The following is a 19,982-nucleotide window of genomic DNA, read 5'->3' as shown; positions in this document are numbered from 1 at the left end:
CGACCGACCGATTTAACAGCTCCGTGCCGGAGCGTGACCTATGGTCCTCGACTCCGAAACGTCGAAGAACGTCCTCCTCGTCGCGGCCCTGCTCGGCCTCGCGGTCGCCGGCGCGGAGCCGGGCGCGGTGAACGCGCTGCCGGGCTTCTCGGACCACACCGGGCCGACCGAGATGGCGGTCGCGTCGCTCGAACGCCTCGATTCGGGCTGTGCGGACGAGGTGGCGACGTACGCGGGCGGGTCGGCCAGCGGCGGGAACTACTCGCAGGTGTCGTTCGTCGAGACCGGCGACAGTGAGGCCAATCTCTCGGCGTGGGTCGAGCGCACGTCGCCGCCGGGCGCGGACCTCAGCACTTTCCGCGTCCACGTCGAGTCCCATCCCCGGACCGACCCCGACGCCGACCACGTCGTCGACGCGTCCGCGAACGACTCGTGTGACGTCGGCATCCAGTACCGCATCGAGGTGACGACCGGCGGCGGCAACCCCGAGGGAATCCTGCCGGACGACCACGGGACGCGCGTCCTCTGGCTGGAGAACGGCGAGTACGCGGGCTGCTCGGCGAGCCACACCGGGTCGCTTCGAGCGCAGTGTCACCGCTTCGACTCGGCCCCCGACCGGACGTGGGCGAACGCGACTGCGGCCGACGAGTGAGCGGTGGTCGAGCCGAGGCTCGAGAAACGCGCTTCGACCGAGGTCGCCGGTCAGTCGGCTACGGTGACGAAGCTCGCGCAGACGTGCTCGAGACCGGGATTCGGTGAGCGACCCCCGGACGCGGCGGCGTTCCGGGACGGGCCGGGCTCCGACGACCAAAGGACTTTACCCCGCTCTTGCGAACTACTCTCTGACATGGCCTACAGCGACATCGAGACGGCCACGCGTGACGAGCTCCGGGAGCTACAGGACGAGCGACTCGCCGAGACGGTCGAGTACGCCTACGAGAACGTCCCGTTCTACCGCGAGGCGCTCGACGAGGCGGGCGTCTCGCCCGAGGACGTCGAGAGCGTCGAGGACATCTCGTCACTTCCGTTCACCACCAAGGAGGACTTCAGGGACGAGTACCCGGACGGCCTGTTCGCGGTCGACCACGAGGACGTCCGGCGCATCCACGCCTCGTCGGGCACCACCGGGAAGCCGAAAATCGTCGCCTACACCGAGGACGACCTGGGCGTCTGGAAGGAAGTGATGGCCCGGTCGCTGTACGCGGCTGGCATCCGGCCCGGCGAGACCGTCCAGAACGCCTACGGCTACGGACTGTTCACCGGCGGGCTGGGCTTCCACGACGGCATCGAGGAGCTGGGCGCGACGGTCATCCCGACCGGTGGGGGCAACACCGCGCGCCAGCTCGACATGCTTCGGGACCTCGACAGCGACGCGCTGTCGTGTACGCCCTCGTACTGCCTGTATCTCGCGGAGGCGGCCGAAGACCGGATGATGGACGTGCGCGACCTCCCGCTGTCCCGCGTCATCATCGGGGCCGAGCCGTTCACCGACCCGATGCGCGAGGAGATAGAGCGCGCGCTCGGCGTGACCGCGCTCGACGTGTACGGCCTCTCGGAGATAATCGGGCCCGGCGTCTCCATCGAGTGCGAGGAGGCCCAGAACGGGCTTCACGTCTGGGAGGACCACTTCTACCCCGAGGTCGTCGACCCCGATACCGGCGAACCCCTGCCCGCGGGCGAGGAGGGCGAACTCGTCCTCACGTCGCTCACGAAGGACGCGCTGCCGGTCCTGCGCTACCGCACGGGCGACATCACCTCGCTGAACTACGAGGAGTGTGAGTGTGGCCGAACCGTCGTCCGGATGGACAACGTGACCGGCCGGACCGACGACCTGCTCATCGTTCGCGGGGTGAACGTCTACCCGAGCCAGATAGAGGAGGTGATGCTCGACCTGGGCGACGTGGCACCCCACTACCGGCTCGACCTCTACCGCGAGGACAACCTCGACACCATGGAGATAACGGTCGAGCACCACGAGGAGTTCAAGGGGACGCCCGACGAACTCCGCGACCGCATCGAGTCGGAACTGCGGGACGTGCTGGAGGTCACGCCCGACGACGTCGAGGTGGTCGAACCCGGCGAGATAGAGCGCACCGAGGTCGGGAAGGTCCAGCGCGTGTTCGACCACCGGTAGGACCGACCCGCACGTGTCCGCGTCGTCAGACCGAGAAGACCACGCGGTATCGGGCGGTCGCGTTTGCGTCGTCGCCTTCTTTTCCGGACTCGACCCCGAGCGAGAGGTCGACGACGTACTCCCCGCTCGGCAGGTCGCCGGTCGACACCTCGTAGCGCTCGCCCGTCGTCTCGCCGGGTGCGAGCGTGACCGCGAGTCCGATGCTGTTGACCGACTTCACCTCGCCGCCCTCGGTGTGGACGTGGTCGCTTTCCTCGTAGGCGTCGGTCCAGAGCGTGCGTCGGCCGTCGTCACCGTCCGAGTCGTCGCGTTCCGAACCCTCGACCGGCCGGAACGACAGGACGCCGAACGGCGGGGGCGCGCCCGTCTCGACGGTGAGTTCGCGGTCGGCGTCGTTCCGGAGTTCGAGTTCCAGCTCGCCGTCGACGAACTCGGCCGTGAGCGCGACCGGGGCCGGCACGCGCTTCTCGACGTGGGTCGTGTAGAACGTGCCGTCGAGGAAGGCGTACCGGTGGGCGTCGAGCGCGTCCACGAACCCGTCGGGCGCGTCGTCGAAGCCGTACGCGCCCTCGTACGCGCCCGCCCGCCGGACCAGCGCGCGAGTCTCCTCGCTGGCGTGCGAGACGTCCCACACGTCGGCGGGAACGACGTCCGGGACCGACGTCTCGCTCGCGGTGACCGCGTACGGCGGCCCGTCGTCCTCGACGTCGACGGACACGGACACCACGTCGCCGCGGTAGTCGACCGCGCTGTACGAGTCGAGGAACTCCCGCAAGCTCGGCCAGACGTGCGTGAACTCCGCGCCGCCGTCGCGCGCGATTCGGAGCAGGCCGGACATCACCCGACCGTCGTGAGTGACGGCGGCCTCGTAGGCCTCGTAGTCGGCGACCGAGCCGTCGACCGCGGACCCGTCGACGGTCTCGGCGGTGATCGTCGTCGTCGGGAGGTCGTGGTCGAGCCGATAGTACGCGTCGGCCCGCTCGACGACTTCGGTTCCGGCGAGGAACGACGCCAGCCAGGCCGGCGGGTCGTCGGTCTCGTATCCCCCGTCGAGTGCGCGCTCGACGACCCGTCGCTCGCGGTCGTCGAGGTCCGCGAACGCGGTGAGCGCGCCGCCGGGGTCGTCGCCGAGGTCGTTCATCCGGACGGCGTAGTCGTACGTCTCGACGCGCTCGACTCTCGTCGAGTGAGCGTCGCTCGCGGTCGGTTCGGTCGTCGCCCGGTTCGAGGGCGAGCGGTCGGCGTCCGTCGTCGGGGCCGAAGACGCCGCGTCCATGGGGGAGCCGGACGTTCCGAGGCAGCCGGCCGTCGCCACGGCGCTGGCGGCGAGGAGGAACGGGCGGCGCTTCATACCGGTGGATGACGTCCGGGGTTCAAAAACGTAGGGGAATTAAACTACTTCCGGGGCAGTCCGTCGGTGCTCGCCCGCCGAACCGACCGACAGACCCGCCCGAACCGTTTTGTTCCTCGGCCGCGATACCATCCGAGGAGACCCCCGTGAGACTGTACAGACGGAGTCGGCCGAGCGGAGTCGGACGGAATCGGCGGGAGCCGACCGACCGAGCGGCGTCCGGGGCGGCGGACGCCCCGACGCCGCCACACCGGCGGCGAGCGGTCGGGAGCCAACGCGCCGGCGCGAGCGGGGGCTAGCCGCCGGCGACCATGGTCCCGTCCCCCGTGTTCGGAGCGGCTCCCGCCCGGTTCGGGGCGGCCCCCGAATTCGCGTCGGTGCCCGGATTCGAGGCGGTCGCCGCCCTGCTCGCACGGTTCGAGTCGCTCCCGCTCGGCCTGCAGTTCACCCTCCTCGTCGCAGTTCCGAGCGTCGCCGCCATGCTGGTGGGCAAGCGACTGTTCATCCCGGACCTGCGGCTCCGCGACCTCCTCCGGGAGTTTTTGCGGACCGACTGGAAGTACCTCGGCGTGGCGTGGGTCGTGACCGAACTCGTGAACACGCTGGCGCTGCACTTCCACGCGCCCCGGACGTTCACGGGGGTCATCTACGCCGTCGAGGGCGCGACCGTCGTGGCGTTCCAGTCGGTCACTACCGTCCCGCTGACGGTCCTGGCCACCGGCGTCTACCTCGTCGGCTTCCCGTTCGTCGTGCTGTTCACGTACTTCAAGCTCAAGGCCCACGACGAGGAGGAGGCCCACCGCTACGCGCTGGCGTACGTCGTCGTCGTGGTCTCGGCGGTGCCGTTCTTCCTGCTGTTCCCGGTGAAGGTGTCGTCGCTGTACCTCTCGACGGTCGACCCGCTGATGTACGAGCTCAGTCCGGCCATCCAGTACGGCATCTTCTCGACCGATACGCTGGTGAAGGCGTTCCCCAGCCTCCACGCCGGGCTGTCGGTGCTGGCGGCCGTCTACGCCCGCAAGGCCGGCGCTCGATACGCCTACACCGCCGGGGCGCTGGCGGTCGCCATCGTCGTCTCGACGCTGTATCTGGGCGTCCACTGGGTCACCGACCTCGCGTTCGGGGTGGTGTTGGTGTGGGTCGCCTACCGGCTCTCCCGGCGCGTGAGCGACCCGCGGTGGTCGGTGGCCTCGCGCGAACTCGTCTCGGCCCTCAGACGGTACGCGCCCGTGTGAGCGTTCGACCCCGCGCAGGCTGCCGTTTTTCATGCCTGATAACGCGCCGAACGAATAAGTAGGCCCGATTCAGTGGTGGGGTCATGGCATCTGCAAGCTCCGACGACCGGTTAGCAGGGCGTATCGACGGCGACTCTCTACTCGCGGACCTCGACGTCGACGACGAGGAGGTCGCGTGGCGAAAGGAGTTCACGGGCTTCGACGACGCCGACGCCGAACGGCTCGCGGGCATGAGCGGCCTGTTCGAGTCGGTCGCCGACGACGCGGTCGAGGAGTTCTACGACCACCTGACCGACTACGAGCAGACGACCGACGTTCTCGACCGCTCGACCCGGACCGTCGACCAGCTCAAGCGCACGCAGGCGGCGTATCTGGTGTCGCTGGCCGACGGCGAGTACGGCCGGGACTACTTCGCCGACCGGGCGCGCATCGGCAAGGTCCACGACATGCTCGACATGCCGATGAAACACTACCTCGGGGCGTACGCGCTCTACTTCAACTTCCTCGTCCCGAAGATCGGCGAGCGCGTCGTCGAGCGCACGGTCGAGCGGGTCGACGACGAGGCCGCCGAGGTCGTCCGCGAGGAGTTCTCGGAGGGCATCGAGGAGGTTCTGTCGCTGTTCCGAATCGTGAACCTCGACATGCAGGTGGTGAGCGACACCTACATCCACTCGTACCACGAGCAGGTCCGCGAGGCCAACGAGGAGATGGAGCAGATAGAGGAGGCCATCTCCGAGGACGTGACCGACTCGCTGGGCGACCTCTCGGTCGCGGCCGAGAACGTCGCCCGGAGCGCCGACGAGATACACCGTTCCATCGACGAACAGGCCGAGGACGTCGACGAGATAGCCGGCGAGATAGAGACCCTGAGCGCCACCGTCGAGGAGGTGGCCGCCAGCGCCGAGGAGGTCGAACAGACCAGTCGACGGGCCAAGCGACTGGCCGAGGACGGCCAGGACACCGCCAGCGACGCCATGGACGCCATGACCGACATCGACGCGGCGCGACAGGACGTGACCGACGACATGGGCGACCTCCAGGAGACGGTGACCGAGATAGACGAGGTGGTGGACGTGATAAACGACATCGCCGACCAGACCAACCTGCTCGCGCTCAACGCCTCCATCGAGGCCGCCCGCGCGGGCGAGGCCGGCGACGGGTTCGCGGTGGTCGCCGAGGAGGTCAAGAGCCTCGCCGAGCAGGCCAAGACCCAGGCCGGCGAGATAGAGGAGATGGTCGGCGAGATACAGGCCAACACCGACGACACCGTCGAGAGCCTCGAACGGACCGAGCGCCACGTCGGCGAGGGGGTCGAGAACGTCGAGTCCTCGATGGAGACCTTACGGGACATCGTCACGGCGGTCACCGAGACCGTACAGGGCATCGAGGAGGTGGCCGAGACGACCGACGAGCAGGCGGTCGCGGCCGAGCAGATTTCCGCGATGATAGAGGGCGTGTCGCGCCACTCGACCGACGTTGCGGAGGAGGCCTCGACCGTCGCGGAGGCGACCGACGAGCAGGTCGACCGAATCGAGAAAATCGGGCTGTCGGTCGAGCGACTCGAAGCGGACTGACCGGCTCGCTCAGAGGTCGCCGTTCGCGATGTCGGCGACCCGGTCCCGGTCGAACAGTTCCGCCTCGACGTCGTAGAGCTGTCGCGCGGTGCGCTCGGTGATGACGAGGTTCGTGATCGGGCCCTGATACAGCGGGCCGCCCCGATACACGTCGCCGTTCTCGACGGCGGTCAGCGAGCGCGCGACGTCGTGGTCCTCCATGAACTGGACCACGGTGTTCTCGAACTCCTCGGCCGTCTTGGCCTCCTGGCCGCGGATCGCCAGCACGTCGGGGTCGACCTTCAGGAGCGTCTCGTAGTCGATTTCGCCGCGACCGCTGTGGAAGTCCTGTACGTCGGTCTCGGCGAGCGCGTCGCGGACGCCGAGGTCCCGCCACTGCTTGAAGCTCGTGCCCTCGCTGACGAGGTAGGGGAGGAACGTCTCGGGCTCGTCGCCGCCCGCCCAGATGATGGCCACCGTGGGACGGTCGCCCTCCGACGGGACGACGCCCGACAGCGACGACTGGAACTGGTCGTGGACCTCGGCCATCGCCTCGTAGCGGTCGGTGCGGCCGAACAGCTGGGCGAGCTTCTCGAACGCCTCGTAGAGCGTGTAGTAGGTGTAGTCCTCGTGCCACGCGTAGCCCCGCGAGAAGATGCTGTTGCCGAAGAACGGCCCCACTTCGGTCGCGATGTCGTCGACGTCGTCCTCGGCCCAGCCGTTGTAGCGGTTCATCAGGAAGTTCGGGTCGAGGACGTGGACGTCGGCGTCGAGTTCGTAGAACAGCTCCTTGCTGACGCCGTCCTGATAGAGGTCGACCATGTCGCTCGTGTCGACCGAGACGCCGTCGATTTCGTCGTAGTACTGGGTGTGATACCGGCCACTGAGCCAGAGCGCTGCCGGCGGGTCGACCCCGAGCGCGACGCCCATGTCGGCCCAGCTCCCGTTGTTGGCCACCCACGTCTCGGGCAGGCCGTCGAGGGTCACCTCGCCGACCGGCTCCATCGTCGCCGAGTACGTCTCCCCGGCAGCGGTCGTCGTCTCCTCGTCCTCGGTGGTCGTCTCGGCGGCCGGGTCGTCGGCGGTGGTCGAGTCGGTGGTCGTCGCGTCGGTCGTCGTCTCGCCCGCCGTCGTGGTGGCGTCGCCGGTCGTCGAATCGCCGGTACAGCCGGCCAGAACGCCGGACGCGGCGAGCGCGCCGCCGAGTGCCAGATACTGCCGTCGGGTCGCGTCGGTGGAGTCGTCTCCGTCCATGTGTTTTAGGCCCACCTAAAACAGGTTAAGCGCTTCGGTTTAGGATGGCCTAAAGAAGGATTCAGGTGTCGCGGATGGCTCGCTTCGGGAGTATCTGGAGGTCGGGCTCGTACGACACCGCCGCGTCGACTTCGAACACGTCCGCGAGCAGTTGCTCGGAGACGACCTCCTCGGAGGGGCCCCAGTCGTATATCTCGCCGTCGTCGAGCGCGACGAGGTAGTCGGCGAACCGGGCGGCCTGCGAGATGTCGTGGAGGACGACCGCGACGGTCACGCCCTTCTCGCGGTTGAGCCGCCGGACGGTCTCGAGGACGCCCAGCTGATGGTGGAGGTCGAGGAACGTCGTGGGCTCGTCGAGCAACAGGACCTCGGTGTCCTGGGCCAACACCATCGCGATCCACGCGAGTTGCTTCTGGCCGCCGCTCAGGTTGGCGACGTCATCCTCGCGGAGCTCCTCGACGCCGGCGAGTTCGAGCGCGCGCTCGACCGCCTCGCGGTCGTCGTCGTCGACCGCCTCGAAGAACCCCCGATGTGGGTACCGCCCGTGGTAGACCAGCTCCTCGACGGTGATGCTCCCGGGCGACTCGTTCTCCTGGGAGAGGTGGCCGAGTTCGCGGGCCAGCTCCCGCTGGTCGTACGACTGGACCGCCCGGCCGTGGAGGTACACCGTGCCCCGGTCGGGCGCGAGGTGGTCCGAGAGCGCCTTCAGCAGCGTCGACTTCCCGCTGCCGTTCGGCCCGACCAGCCCGGTTATCTCGCCCTCGGGAACGTTGATGCGGTCGCACTCGACGACCGGTTCGTCGTCGGTCGCGTACGACAGCGACAGGTCCTCGGCCAGCACGGCGCTGTCGACGCCGGCGTCGTCCCCTGCGGACCCGCCGTCGCTCCGCTCGACGTCCCCGGTCTCCGCGCGAGTCGATTCCGCGTCGCTCGACGATTCGGCCCGTTTCGAGTCGTTACCTATCATCTCACATCTCTCCCATGTCCTGTTGCTTGCGCATCACGTAGCGGAAGGACGGACCGCCGGCGACGACGACGGCGACGGCGACGTTCCCCAGCACCATCGAGGCGAGCGACCGGTCCACGCGCTCGTACCACGCACCTGCCGCCTCGCCCTCCACGCGGACGTCGCTCTCCATCACTTGATTTAGGTAGGCCTAAACACCATTTAGAGGTTGCGATGTGGCGCGACCGACCCCGCCCGAGCGACGCGTCGCCGGGGTTCAGCCGCGTTGCTGTATCTCCTCGCGGAGAATCTCGCTCACGAGGTCGCCGTCGGCCGTGCCGCCGAGCGCGCCCATACACTCGCCCATCAGCCCGGAGAACGCGCCCATCCCCTCTTCGGCGACCTGCTCGGCGTTGCGCTCGACGACCTCGACGACGGCCTCGCGGACCGCCTCGTCGTCCGCGCTGCCGAGGCCCTCCCGCTCGACGGCCTCGGCGGCGGTGCAGTCGGGGGTCTCCGCGAGCGCGGTCAGGACCGCGCCCACGTTGCCCTTGGCCGTCTCGCCCTCGGCGACCAGTTCGAGGGTTTCGAGGACGTGACGGTCGGTCAGGTTCTCGACCGGCACGCCGTCGCGCCGGAGTTCGGTGACGGTGCTCTCGACGGTGCCGGCCGCGAGCGTGGCGTCGACGCCGAGTTCCTCGACCGCCTCCTCGAAGACTGGCATGCGCTCGCCGTACGCGACCTGTTCGGCCAGCCCCGCGTCGAGGCCGTACTCGTCCTGATAGCGGTCGACCTTCTCGGTCAGGAGTTCGGGCGTCTCGACCTCGCTGGGGTCGGGGTCGACCGGCGGCACGTCGGTCTCGGGGTACATCCGGGCCGCGCCGGGCAGGGGTCGCAGGTACCGGGTGGTGCCGTCCTCGTTCGCGCCCCGGGTCTCCTCGGGCACGCCTTCCAGCGCGGTCTCGGCGCGCTCGGCGGCGGCCTCGACCGCGAGGTCGGCGGTCTCGGGGTCGGCCGCGACGATGGCGACCGCGTCCGCCTGGCCCGCGCCCACCGCCTCACGCAGCGCCTCGACTTCGGCCTCGGTCACGCCGTAGGCCGGGAGTTCGTCGGTGTGGAAGATGCCGCCCGCGCCGTGGCGCTTGGCGTGGTCCGAGAGTTCGGTGCCGAGCCGGCGGTCGGGCTGGATTTCGGCCCCCACGAGGCCGTCGAAGCCGTAGAGCGGGACCGCGGTGACCTTGCCGCCCGAATCGAGCGCGCCGCCGATGACGCCCGATTCGGTGCCCTCGAAGGTGTCGGTCACGTCCACGGGGTCGCCCACCTCGGCGTCGCGCTCCCGGAGTTCGTCGCGGAGTTCGAGCAGTCGGACCTGCCGGTGGACCTCGTTGCGCACGAGGTCGTCGATGTCCTCCAAGCTCTGGACGCCCTTCATCTCGACGCGCGCGCCCTCCGCGATGGAGACGTTGAGGTCCTGCCGGATGGTGCCCAGCCCGCGCTTGACCTTCCCGGTCGAGCGCAGCAACATGCCGATCTGCTCGGCGGCCTCGCGGGCCTGCTCGGGCGAGCGGATGTCGGGGCTGGTGCCGATCTCCACGAGGGGGATGCCCAGCCTGTCGAGCGAGTAGCGCACTCCGTCGTCGGTCTCTTCGACGCGCTGGGCGCTCTCCTCTTCGAGCAGCAGGTCCTCGACTCCCACGGGGCCCTCGCTGGTGGAAATCTCGCCGTCGGTCGCCATCAGGGTCGAGCGCTGGAACCCGGAGGTGTTCGAGCCGTCGACCACTATCTTGCGCATGACGTGGGCCTGGTCGACCGCCTCCATGTCGAGCAGTTGGGCGATTTCGAGCACGACCTCCTGGGCCTCCGCGTCGAGTCGGTGGGGCGGCTCGTCGTCCTCCTCGACCAGACAGGTGGTGTCGTACGCCAGATACTCGAACTCGCGGTCGACCCGGCTCTCCTCGACGGCGGCGTCGTCTAGCTCGCCCAGTTCGCTCTTGGTCGGGTGGAGGTAGCGCGTGAACGTGCGCTCGGCGTCCTCCGGTTCGCGGAGGTCGGTGGGACACTCGCAGAACAGCTTGGTCTCGGTGTCGAGTTGCTGGTGTATCTCCAGACCCGCGACGAGGCCGAGGTCCTCGTAGTCGTGGTCGTAGTCGGTCATTACCGGCCACTCGGACCGCGAGGGGTAAAAAACCGTTTAGTCTCGGCGAGCGCTCCCCGGCGACCCGGACGGGCCGGAATCGGAATCGGAATCGAAATCGGAGCCCGATGCCGACCCGCTTCGGGGCTCGGTCAGGCTCTCCTGCAGTTTCTCGCCCAGCAACTCGCGCAACGTCGCGGCGTCTTCCCGGCCCAAATCGGCCGCCAGCGCCGCACCACCCGCCGAACTCGCGGTGTCGATGACCACGCTCGCGAGCCGCCAGCGTCGGCGTCGCTGGAAGAGCGTCCGGCTCTCGATGACGGTCTGGACCCGGTAGTACGGCACCACCTTGGTCGTCCGGGTCCAGAAGCCGTTTCGCGTGAGGACGTGGTCCTCGCCGACCGCGTAGCCCCGATTTTGCCACTTGAGACGGGCCGCGAGGGGCGCGAGCACGACGAACGCGAGGGGCGCGAGCGCGAGCCACTGCGAGCCGGGCACGCCGAACAGGGCGCGGGACCCGAACAGGAGTCCCGAGAGAACCGCCAGCCCGAGCGCGTACCTGATGGCGTACCGGGTCCGTGCGCGCACGGGCGGTCGCTCGAACGCCGGCTCGTCGAACGGCTCCAGTTCGTTCGCGAGTTGGACCACGCGCTCGCGGGTCGCCAGCGGGACCGCCGCCTCCGACCCGCCCGAGGGCGTCTGACCCGGCGCGTACCCCGCCGTCTCGACGGCGAGGGTGGCGTAGCCCACCCGGCGCATCAAGGCGTTCTCCCGGAGCGTAATCGTCTGGACCTTCTCCAGCGGGATGGAGCCGTCGTAACGCTGGAGCAGGCCGCGCTCGTACCGGAGTTCCTCGCCGACCCGACTCAGCCGGAAGCCGTAGTAGCGCCCGAAGGTGACGGCGGCGCTGACCGCCCAGAGGCCGGCCAGCAGGACGGTCACCAGCACGAGCCCGCCGACGAACGCGACCTCGGCGAACCCCGGGACGACGGGGAACGCCGCCGGCCCGAACGCCAGCAACGAGAGGTATCTGAGGTCGAACGACAGCACGCTCAGCAGGACCAACTCGTCGAGGTCGAGCGCGAACAGCTCCTCCCCGCGGTCGTCCGCTCGGCCGAACTCGCTCCCCGAACCCTCACGGTCGAGCCCGTCGTCCGCGCGCTCCCGGTCGGCGTCCGCAGACCCATTCACGCGGCGCTTGCGGTGCTGTATCTCGCGCTGGAGCCGCTTGGCCTCGTCGTAGTCGACGTACCGAAGACTAGCCTCGGTCGTGCCGCCGCCGGCGGTCTCGACGTCGACGGCCGCGACGCCGAGCGCGCGCTGGACGACGTTCCGCGAGATGTCGACGTTCTGGATGCGCCCGAGCGGAATCTCGCGGTTTCGCCGGGAGAGGACGCCCGACGCGACGTCGAGACCGTCGTCGGTGAGTTCGTACTCGAACCGCCGGAAGTACGCGACCTGCCAGAGGGTGACGACCGCGACGCCCGCGAGCGCGACCAGCAGCGGCTGGTCGAGCGGAGCCGGGAGAAGGTCGGTCCCCGACAGCGACTGGCTCGCGAAGTACAGCATGAACCCGACGCTCGCGCCCCGGGAGAGCCCGCGATACGGAATCGACAGCGGGTGGAGTTTCATACCGCGTCGGACTCGCGCTCGCTCTCGATGGCGAGCCGCCGGAGCCGCTCCTGCAGTTCGTCGGCGCGCTCGGGCGTGAGCCCGGGGACGGTCACGTCGGCACCGCGCGACCCGGCGGTGTAGACCACGACGCTGGCCAGCCCGAGCGTGCGCTCGACCGGCCCGCGCTGGGTGTCGACGTGCTGGACCCGGACGAACGGGACCACGGTGTTGACCCGTGTTACGACGCCGCGTTCGAGGTAGAGGTCGTCCTCGCGCACCGCGAACCGCCAGATGCGGTACCTGAGTGTGGCGTGGACGACGCCGGCCACGAGCGCCAGCCCCGCCACGGCCACCACGAGCGGCACGCCCACCGCGAACACGAATCGGTCGACCGCCGCGGCGACCGCGCCCAGGGCGGTCGCGGTCACGACCGCACCGACCGCCCAGACGAGCCGCACCCGGGGGTTCAACGTCTCCATGGGGCAACGATGTACCTCCCGGCCGATAAGTTCCCCGTCCCGGGACGGCCCCGGAGCCCCTCCACGGGAACGGCGCGCCGTCTCCCGGAAATTTATATCGGCCGTTCGTGAAATCCCTCGCATGCGCGCCGAATCCGACCGCGACGCGAGCGAGTCGACCGCCGGGACCGCGTCGGCCGCCGAGGAGGGGTCGGACTCGCGGGTCCACGTCCGGCGGCTCGACGTCGCGGACACGCTCCGGTGGTCGTGGGTGACGCTGCGCGACCGTCCGGAGCTGGTCGCGCTCGGGGTCGCCGCCAACCTCCCGTCGATCGCGGCCGCGTTGGGAATCACGCGCCCGTCGCCGTCGGCCGACCTCGACGTCGCGGTCTGGACGTGGCCCGCCTACCTCGTCCAGTTGCTGGCGGTGGCCGTCGTCGCGGGCGTGGTCTACCTGAGCGCGGCCGACGCGGTCGCCGGCCGCTCGCGACGGCTGGCCGACCGGCTCGGCTCGGCCGTCCGCAGGCTGCCCGCGCTGGCCGCCACTGGCGTCGCGTTCGTGGTCGCGGTCGGCGCGGGGCTGTCCCCCGCGTATCTCGTCGAGGGGTCGTCGCTGGCCGCACTCGCCGTGGGCGCGCTCGCCGCGCTGTTCGCAGTCTACGCCTTCTACCGGCTGTTGCTCTCGTTTCCCGCCTGCGTCGTCGACGCGGCCGGTCCGGTCGCCAGCGTGCGCTCGGGGTGGGCGGCGGCGACCGGCATCGTCCGCAAGGTGTTCGCGGTCGGCGTCGTGTACGCGGTCGCCGGGGTCGCCTCGACCGCGGCGTCCGGGCTGTTCGGCGGCGAGTACGACGTGGCGTCGACGCTGGTCAGTTCGATTACCGGCGGGTTCGTCTTCCCGTTCTTCGGGCTCGCGCTCGCGCACCTCTACCTCGAAGGCAGTCGGAACCGCTGACGGCGCGGCCCACCGCGTCGGTCGGGGGCCCGCGACCGACGACTCAGCTCTCGCCCGCGCCGACGAGGTCGCCGTCGAACGCCGAGAGTATCCTGTCGCGGACGCTCTCGGCGACGTCGGCGTTCTCGCCGGTCTCGTCGAGTTCGAAGGCCGCGAGCGCGTCGGTCACCGCGTCGGCTTCCTCGCGCGACAGTTCGACGTCCCCGGTGTCGTCGACGTCGAAGACGACGTCGTCGAGCCACCCCTCGGTGACCCAGCCCGAGTCGTCGCCGGCCGACTCCGCGCGGTCGCTCCCGTACTGGTCGAACTCGAACGCGGCCGCGAGCCGGTCCTGCACGTCCTGAATCCGGGTCGCGCGCTCGCCGGTCGCGGTCAGTTCCTCGTCGGCGAGCGCGGCGACGACGACCCGGGCCTCGCCCTTGGTCACGTCGACTGTGGCGTTTGAGGTGGTCATCCCTGTCCGTGATACGATACCATCGGTGAAACGCGTGGCGGGCGAGTGGCCTCTCCGGGCCGTCGGCCGGCGTGGACTGGCCGTTCTCTCCATCTCGGCGTGCGCTAGCCGTTCTCTCCATCCCGGCGCGCGCTGGCGCGACCCGCACGTGGTCGCGCCATCTCGTGCGAGGTCGTCGGGAGCGAAGCGAGAAGCGCACTCGGCTGGGGCGGCGTGACTCGTGCTGTGCGGTCGCGGTGCGGTTGCAGTGCTGTGCGGTCGCGATGCTGTGCGGTCGCGGTGCGGTCGTCCCCTATGCCTCGGCAGAAGCTAGCTTCTACTCGTCTTCCAGCGGAGCAGTCCGTGTCACGAAGCTAGCTTCTGCCTCGACCGATGAGAAACCGCAGCCTCACCCTCCCCAGCCTCCGCCCTCGCTCCGCTCGGTCGTCCCTCGCACGCGTTGCTCGCGCGCGCCACAGCAACGAGCATCGAATATATAGCGGAACTCAAATTCGGCACCCGAAACGAAACCGGGCTCCGGAGCGAAAACCGCCCCTATGCGTTCTCAGTCGTCGCTCCCCAGAATGCCGCGATGGGTCATCGCCTCGGGGTCGACGACCGCCTCGGCCTCCTCCTCGCTGAGGTAACCCTTCTCGACGACGACCTCCTTCACGGTCTTGCCCTCCTTCAGCGCGGTCTTGGCGGCCTCGCTGGCCTTGTCGTAGCCGATGTGGGGGTTGAGCGCGGTCGCCAGCGCCATGCTCTGTTCGACCTGCGACTCGCAGTGGGCCTCGTTGGCTTCGAGTTTGCGGACGAACTTCTCGGCGAACACCTCCGAGGCGTTGGCGAGGAGTTCGGCCGACTGGAGGAAGTTGTGCGCGATGACCGGTTTGTAGAGGTTGAGGTCTATCTGGCCCTCGGCCGCGCCCGCGTTCACGGCCGCGTCGTTGCCCACGACCTGCTTGTGGACCTGATTGACCGCCTCCGCGACGACCGGGTTTATCTTGCCCGGCATGATGGACGAACCGGGCTGGTTCTCGGGCTGTTCGAGTTCGCCCAGACCGTTTCGCGGCCCCGAGGCCAGCAGCCGGAGGTCGTTGGCGACCTTGTTGAGCGAGCCCGCGACGGTCCGGAGCGCGCCGTGGGCCTCGTTCATCGCGTCGTGGGCGGCCTGGGCCTCGAAGTGGTCGTCGGCCTCGCGGAAGTCGACGCCCGTCTCCTCGGAGATGTACGCGGCGGCCTTCTCGGGGAACTCCGGATGGGTGTTCAGCCCCGTCCCGACGGCGGTGCCCCCGAGAGCCAGCTCCGAAAGGCGCTCGCGGGTGTCGTCGACCCGCCCGAGCCCCTTCTCGACCTGCGTGCGGTAGCCGCCGAACTCCTGTCCGAGCCGGACCGGCGTGGCGTCCTGGAGGTGGGTGCGGCCGGTCTTGACCACGCCGTCGAATTCGTCGGCCTTGGCGTCGAGCGCCTCCCGGAGGGTATCGAGCGCGGGCAGCAGGTCCTTCTCGACCGCTTCGAGGGCCGCGACGTGCATCGCGGTGGGAATCACGTCGTTGCTGGACTGCCCGAAGTTGACGTGGTCGTTGGGGTGTACCTCGCGGGTGCCGACCTCGCCGCCGTATATCTCGGTCGCGCGGTTGGCGATGACCTCGTTGGCGTTCATGTTCGAGGAGGTGCCCGACCCCGTCTGGAACACGTCGACCGGGAACTGGTCGTCGTGCTCGCCCGCGACGACCTCGTCGGCGGCCGCCACGATGGCGTCGGCCTTCTCCTCGGGAATCAGTTCGAGGTCGCGGTTGGCCTTCGCGGCCGCCTTCTTGACGACGCCGAGCGCGCGCACGAAGCGCCGCCCGAACGTGATGCCCGAGATGGGGAAGTTCCCGAGCGCGCGCTGGGTCTGTGCGCCCCAGTAGGCGTCGGTCGGGACCTGCATCTCTCCGAGGCTGTCCTGCTCGACTCGATAGTCCTCGTCGTCGCTCATACGTGCCGACGTTGGTCGCGGCCGGGCGTAAAACCCTCCGGAACGCGCCCGCCGCGACTCGGACGATGGGACGTCGGCCGCCCGTCACTCCACGTCCGGGTACGGCACGGGACCGTCGAGCAGCGGGTCGTCGGTCGACTCCATCCACGATTCGAGTCGGCTCCGGAGGTCGTCGAGCGCGTCGACGTGGTCGGGATGCGGGTCGGACCCGGCCGACGCGGGCTCGTAGCACGTCCGGTCGGACGCGAGGTTGTGTTGCTCGTGCGGGTCGGCTTCGAGGTCGTACAGTTCCTCCGCCGGGCAGTCCTCGACGTAGAACTCCTCGTGGACCGACCGGCCGGCGGGCGTCGGCACCACGTCGAGTGGGACGAACACCCGGGGCAGCACCGAGAAGTTCCGGACGTACTTGTATCGGTCCGTCCGGATAGCTCGCATCGGGTTGTACCTGTCGTGCCAGGTCATCTCCGCGAACACGTGCTTGCGCTCGTCGTCGGTCGCGTCGCCGCCTCCATCGTCGCCGTCCGCCGCGTCGCCCCGGACCAGCGGCGCGAACGACCGTCCGGCGACGCCGTCCGGCGGGTCGATGCCGAGCAGGTCCAGCAGCGTGGGCGCGAGGTCCACGTTGCTGAGCAGTTCCTCGCGGACGCGACCGCCCTCGACCGCGCCCGGCTGGTGGACGAGGAGCGCGGTCTCGAGGCCCGAGTCGTAGCAGGTCCCCTTCGCGCGGGGCATCGCGAGCCCGTGGTCGGTCGTGAACACGACCAGCGTCTCGTCGGCGATGCCCGCGTCCCGGATGCTCTCGCGGAACCGTCCGAACGCCCGGTCGAGCGTCTCCGTGGTCAGCGACTGGAGCGCGGCGACGTCCTCGCGGATTTCGGGTCTGTCGGGCAGGTACGCCAGCGGCTCGACCGCCTCGGGGTCGGGGTCGTCGTACGCGGCGTCGTCGACGTAGTCCCGGCGGAACGGCCGGTGGGGCTCCTCGACGCCGAGCGAGACGAAGAACGGGTCGTCGTCCTCGCGGTCGGCGAGGAACGCCTCGACCACGTCGACCAGCTCCAGCGCACGCTTGGTCTCGGTGTCTGTCGTCCCGTAGCCGAGTCGCTCGGGGCGGTCCTCGGGCACCTCGTGCTGGAAGCCCAGCAGGTGCGTGGAGTAGCCCGCGTCGGCGAGGCGCTTGGGCAGGGTCCATTGGTCGTCGTCGAGCCCCCAGCCCATGTGTGCCAGTCCCATGACGCCGTTCTCGTGGGGATACGTCCCCGTCATCATGCTCGACCGACTGGGCGAGCACTGCGGCGCGGTGCAGAAGTAGTTCTCGAAGCGCACGCCGTCGGCCGCGAAACGGTCGAGGTTGGGCGTGTCCACGTCGTAGCCGTAACAGCCCAGATACTGCCCGAGGTCGTGGCAGTGGACGAGGACGAGGTTGGGACGGTCCCGGGACGCGGTCGAACCCTGTCCGGTCATGCTCCCAGCGAACGACGGAATCGTCCTTAAGCGTCCCGCACGTCACTTTGGTTACTAATCCTCCCGCACGTCGCCTTGCTGGCGAGCCGTACCCCGCGGTCGGGACGGGGAGCGCAGTTCGGGGCGGCCCGAATCGAAGTCGTCGGACCCCGACGCCGAGCGAGGGCTATCGTCGAAACCCCCAAGGAGCCTCCGTGAAAACTGAACCCGCAGCCGCAACCGCGACCGCACCCGCAGCCGCGACCGCACCGACGAGCCGCCGATTCCTACTCGTTCTCTCCCGGCGCGTACGTCTCCAGTTCGAGCGCGTGGATGTCGGTGGTCATGTGGTCGCCCAGCGCGTCGTACACCAGTTCGTGTTGCTCGACCAGGGGAACGTCCTCGAACGCCGGGGCGACCACGGTGGCAGCGAGGTGGTCCTCGTCGTCCGCGCCGCGCGGATGCGTGACGGTCGCCTCGGCGTCGTCGAGGGTCTGCTCGATGAGTCGCTCCACGTCGTCGGGGTTCATGGGCGTCGGTAGGCGCGGGCAGCGTAAAAAGGTGCGAGTCGCGGCGGGGCGGGCGGCTATCGTCCCGCCGTCAGGGCAGCGCCCGAAGCGCCGCCAGCACGTCGTCGAGCGGGTCGTCGGTGACCGCCAGCGAGAAGCCGTCGATGCGGGCCATCCTCGGGGCGTGCTCCCAGAGCGCCTCGCGGTCGAGGCCGTGGAGGACCACCGCGTTCGGCGTCGGCGTGACCACGCGCATCGCAACCAGCGGCGACTCCCCGCGCGTGACGTTGGTGAACACCAGCGCCCGCGAGGTCGATTGGCCGTAGAGCCGGTAGAACTCCTCGCTGGAGAGCCGGGTGATGGCCTCGATGCTGTCGATGACCGTGTGGCCGGTGACGTGGTCGTGGTCGCCGTCGGCGAGTTCGGTCGCGCCCACGGCGTCGTAGAACCGGTCGAGTCCGACGGCGGTGGGGTACTCCCGGAGGTCGTTGACGATGTCGCTCTCGAATCCGGCCGACAGCACCCGGGCGTACTGGCGGATGCGGTCGCCGCCGCGTCGCTCGTCGATGTCGAGCAGGCCCCAGACGATGCGGGCGACCACGCCGATGCCCGGGCTCGCGCGCCGGCCCGACTCGTAGTCGCTGACGACCGACGAGGAGACGTCGAGGTGGTCCGCGAGGTCGGTCTGAGAGACGCCGAAGTCGGTCCGCCACTTCCGGAGGGTCGCGCCGGGGTCGTCGCTGAGCGTTATCTCGCCCGCGATGCGCTCGGCGAGTTCCTCGCGGGGGTCGGTGCTCTCGGGCATGGTGGCGAGTGGGCGGGACGGCCGGAAAAGTGCATCGAAATCGGGGTTCGACGTTCGCCGAACCCACCGGAACACTGATAGTGGAATCGGTTCCCACACCACGTGATGCCTTCGACCGTGGTACACGTCGCGCTCGCGGGACTGGTCGGGACGGCGCTGCTGGCCGACCGCTTCGACGCGAAGGCGGTGCTGGCGGTGATGGCCGCCACGGCGTTCGTGGACCTCGACGTGCTCGTCGGCTTCTGGATTCCCGGCGCGCACCGGGCGGCGTTCCACACGCTCGTCCTGCCCGCGCTGGTCGGCGCGATGCTGTGGTGGGACCTCCGGGGTCGCGCGCACCCACGGGTGCAGTCGCTGGTCGGTGGCGCGTCGAGATTCGGCCCACTCGTCGGGGAGCGCTCCCGGATTCGCTCGCGGTGGGGCGCTCGCGGCGTTCGGACCGCGTGGGTGAGCGTCGTCGCGGTGACCCTCGCGGGCATCGGCCCGGACGCGTTCTTCAACGGCGCGAACCTGTTCTACCCGCTCCACGACCGCTTTTACACCCTCTCGGGCGAAGTGCTGTACTCGACCCACGACGGCTTCGTCCAGACCATCGTGAACGTGAACTTCGAGGCGCTGGTCGACGCGGTGGTGCCCGACGGCGGCGCTGGCGGTGGGGGCGGAACCGGCGCGGGAGCCGGCGGCGGCCAGTCGGGCGAGCCCGCGTCCACGACCGAGAACACCCACTACCGCACGGGCGTCGACCCGGCGCGCGGCGACGAACCCGAGAACGTCGAGCGCGTGTTCCCCATCGCGATGACGGGCGAGCGCGCGCTGCTGGCGCTGACTGGCTACGCCGTGGTCGGCTATCGGGTCTGGGAGGAACGCCGGAGCGAGTGAGCGTACTGGACCGTGATTTCGTGTGGTATTGTTTCGATTTTGGGATGTTGTTGCGGGTGCGTTCAGATGTTGTTGCGGGTGCGGAGTGCTGTGCGGGTTCTCCTAGGCCTCGGCAGTAGCTAGCTTCTCCGTATCGTCTTGGTTGGCTTCTTTCCGTATCGTCTTGGTTGGCTTCTTTCCGTATCGTCTTGGTTGGCTTCTTTCCGTATCGTCTTGGTTGGCTTCTTTCCGTATCGTCTTGGTTGGCTTCTTTCCGTATCGTCTTGGTTGGCTTCTTTCCGTATCGTCTTGGTTGGCTTCTTTC

19 protein-coding genes are annotated in these 19,982 nt (G+C 69.4%); 6 read left to right on the top strand and 13 right to left on the bottom strand.

All coding sequences use genetic code 11. The features are described 5' to 3' along the window. Positions 1 to 40: 40 nt before the first annotated feature. Positions 41 to 652 (top strand): hypothetical protein, encoded by a 612-nt coding sequence (locus EPL03_RS16115; protein ID WP_135830374.1) that lies wholly within the window; start codon positions 41 to 43, stop codon positions 650 to 652. Between the two features lie 195 nt (positions 653 to 847). Then, entirely contained in the window at positions 848 to 2,134 is a 1,287-nt protein-coding gene (gene paaK / locus EPL03_RS16110; RefSeq protein ID WP_135830373.1) for a phenylacetate--CoA ligase PaaK, read from the top strand. Positions 2,135 to 2,159: 25 nt separating this feature from the next. On the opposite strand, the gene EPL03_RS16105 is transcribed toward paaK, so the two are convergent. Further along, positions 2,160 to 3,485, bottom strand: coding sequence for a hypothetical protein (locus EPL03_RS16105; RefSeq protein WP_135830372.1), 1,326 nt, complete (start codon positions 3,483 to 3,485; stop codon positions 2,160 to 2,162). 311 nt (positions 3,486 to 3,796) lie between these two features. On the opposite strand from EPL03_RS16105, the gene EPL03_RS16100 reads away from it, so the two are divergent. Both EPL03_RS16100 and EPL03_RS16095 read left to right on the top strand, forming a co-directional pair. Beyond that, a complete protein-coding gene (locus EPL03_RS16100) occupies positions 3,797 to 4,720 on the top strand; it encodes a phosphatase PAP2 family protein (protein ID WP_135830371.1) in 924 nt (307 codons plus the stop codon). An 83-nt stretch (positions 4,721 to 4,803) separates the two neighbouring features. Next, positions 4,804 to 6,294 (top strand): globin-coupled sensor protein, encoded by a 1,491-nt coding sequence (locus tag EPL03_RS16095; RefSeq protein ID WP_135830370.1) that lies wholly within the window; start codon positions 4,804 to 4,806, stop codon positions 6,292 to 6,294. A gap of 9 nt (positions 6,295 to 6,303) precedes the next feature. Here EPL03_RS16095 and EPL03_RS16090 read toward each other — a convergent pair whose 3' ends face one another. The 6 genes from EPL03_RS16090 to EPL03_RS16070 all read right to left on the bottom strand — a co-directional run bounded on the left by EPL03_RS16090 (position 6,304) and on the right by EPL03_RS16070 (position 12,700). Beyond that, entirely contained in the window at positions 6,304 to 7,527 is a 1,224-nt protein-coding gene (locus EPL03_RS16090) for an ABC transporter substrate-binding protein (protein ID WP_135830369.1), read from the bottom strand. 61 nt (positions 7,528 to 7,588) lie between these two features. Beyond that, on the bottom strand, positions 7,589 to 8,494 hold the full coding sequence (locus EPL03_RS16085; RefSeq protein WP_135830368.1) for an ABC transporter ATP-binding protein: 906 nt from the start codon (positions 8,492 to 8,494) through the stop codon (positions 7,589 to 7,591). 1 nt (position 8,495) lies between these two features. Further along, a complete protein-coding gene (locus EPL03_RS20165) occupies positions 8,496 to 8,666 on the bottom strand; it encodes a hypothetical protein (protein WP_168216289.1) in 171 nt (56 codons plus the stop codon). An 84-nt stretch (positions 8,667 to 8,750) separates the two neighbouring features. After that, complete coding sequence (gene gatE, locus EPL03_RS16080; RefSeq protein WP_135830367.1) at positions 8,751 to 10,628, bottom strand: Glu-tRNA(Gln) amidotransferase subunit GatE; 1,878 nt, start codon at positions 10,626 to 10,628, stop codon at positions 8,751 to 8,753. 36 nt (positions 10,629 to 10,664) lie between these two features. Beyond that, positions 10,665 to 12,239 carry a PH domain-containing protein gene (locus EPL03_RS16075; RefSeq protein WP_135830366.1) on the bottom strand — a complete coding sequence of 525 codons (1,575 nt, stop codon included), beginning with the start codon at positions 12,237 to 12,239 and terminating at the stop codon, positions 10,665 to 10,667. After that, positions 12,236 to 12,700, bottom strand: a complete 465-nt coding sequence (locus tag EPL03_RS16070; RefSeq protein WP_135830365.1) for a PH domain-containing protein — start codon at positions 12,698 to 12,700, stop codon at positions 12,236 to 12,238. The genes EPL03_RS16075 and EPL03_RS16070 overlap by 4 nt, the downstream gene beginning before the upstream one ends. A gap of 121 nt (positions 12,701 to 12,821) precedes the next feature. Here EPL03_RS16070 and EPL03_RS16065 point away from each other — a divergent pair, with 121 nt between their 5' ends. Next, positions 12,822 to 13,631 carry a hypothetical protein gene (locus EPL03_RS16065; protein WP_135830364.1) on the top strand — a complete coding sequence of 270 codons (810 nt, stop codon included), beginning with the start codon at positions 12,822 to 12,824 and terminating at the stop codon, positions 13,629 to 13,631. A 43-nt stretch (positions 13,632 to 13,674) separates the two neighbouring features. Here the strand turns inward: EPL03_RS16065 and EPL03_RS16060 are convergent, their stop codons facing one another. From EPL03_RS16060 to EPL03_RS16040, 5 genes are all read right to left on the bottom strand, one after another. Further along, complete coding sequence (locus EPL03_RS16060; RefSeq protein WP_135830363.1) at positions 13,675 to 14,085, bottom strand: hypothetical protein; 411 nt, start codon at positions 14,083 to 14,085, stop codon at positions 13,675 to 13,677. 544 nt (positions 14,086 to 14,629) lie between these two features. Then, positions 14,630 to 16,045, bottom strand: a complete 1,416-nt coding sequence (locus tag EPL03_RS16055; protein ID WP_135830362.1) for a class II fumarate hydratase — start codon at positions 16,043 to 16,045, stop codon at positions 14,630 to 14,632. 84 nt (positions 16,046 to 16,129) lie between these two features. Beyond that, on the bottom strand, positions 16,130 to 17,506 hold the full coding sequence (locus tag EPL03_RS16050) for a sulfatase family protein (RefSeq protein WP_135830361.1): 1,377 nt from the start codon (positions 17,504 to 17,506) through the stop codon (positions 16,130 to 16,132). Between the two features lie 266 nt (positions 17,507 to 17,772). Next, entirely contained in the window at positions 17,773 to 18,015 is a 243-nt protein-coding gene (locus EPL03_RS16045) for a BolA/IbaG family iron-sulfur metabolism protein (protein ID WP_135830360.1), read from the bottom strand. A 70-nt stretch (positions 18,016 to 18,085) separates the two neighbouring features. Further along, positions 18,086 to 18,799 (bottom strand): helix-turn-helix domain-containing protein, encoded by a 714-nt coding sequence (locus EPL03_RS16040; protein ID WP_135830359.1) that lies wholly within the window; start codon positions 18,797 to 18,799, stop codon positions 18,086 to 18,088. Positions 18,800 to 18,904: 105 nt separating this feature from the next. Here EPL03_RS16040 and EPL03_RS16035 point away from each other — a divergent pair, with 105 nt between their 5' ends. Next, the gene (locus EPL03_RS16035; protein ID WP_135830358.1) at positions 18,905 to 19,678 is read left to right on the top strand and encodes a metal-dependent hydrolase; all 774 of its coding nucleotides are present in this window, start codon (positions 18,905 to 18,907) and stop codon (positions 19,676 to 19,678) included. Positions 19,679 to 19,780: 102 nt separating this feature from the next. Here EPL03_RS16035 and EPL03_RS20360 read toward each other — a convergent pair. Continuing rightward, the coding region (locus tag EPL03_RS20360) for a hypothetical protein (RefSeq protein WP_210425023.1) at positions 19,781 to 19,982 on the bottom strand (202 nt) is incomplete at its 5' end.

This window comes from Halorussus halobius (assembly GCF_004765805.1).
GTDB classification, from domain to species: domain Archaea; phylum Halobacteriota; class Halobacteria; order Halobacteriales; family Haladaptataceae; genus Halorussus; species Halorussus halobius.
This window is presented reverse-complemented; position numbering and strand designations above follow the sequence as displayed.